The following is a 250-nucleotide window of genomic DNA, read 5'->3' as shown; positions in this document are numbered from 1 at the left end:
ATCTGATTGACGACGAGGCGACACTTGAGGGGGAGACCACCGATGGCAACCACTGAGCAGGCCATGAGCGCTCGCCCCGCATCAAACCATCGCCCGCTGCACCTCACGCCGGGCCGGGCCTGCAGCCTGTTGACCCTGGCCCTTGTGGTACTCGGCAGCCTTGCGCTCAACCGTGAAGGTCTGAGCCTGATGCAGGGCCTGACCGCACTGTGGGCCTCGCCCGACTTCAGCGCTGCGACCAGTCTCGGCC

General features: G+C 66.4%; 1 protein-coding gene. It reads left to right on the top strand.

The window, feature by feature from the left end:
- Window positions 1–42: 42 nt before the first annotated feature.
- The coding region (locus R0J88_RS22160) for a hypothetical protein (protein ID WP_410901195.1) at window positions 43–250 on the top strand (208 nt) is incomplete at its 3' end.

The sequence above is a fragment of the Pseudoalteromonas sp. SIMBA_162 genome, from assembly GCF_046535955.1.
GTDB classification, from domain to species: domain Bacteria; phylum Pseudomonadota; class Gammaproteobacteria; order Enterobacterales; family Alteromonadaceae; genus Pseudoalteromonas; species Pseudoalteromonas marina.
The sequence above is the reverse complement of the archived record's forward strand: the minus strand, read 5'-3'. Positions and strand labels throughout refer to the sequence as shown.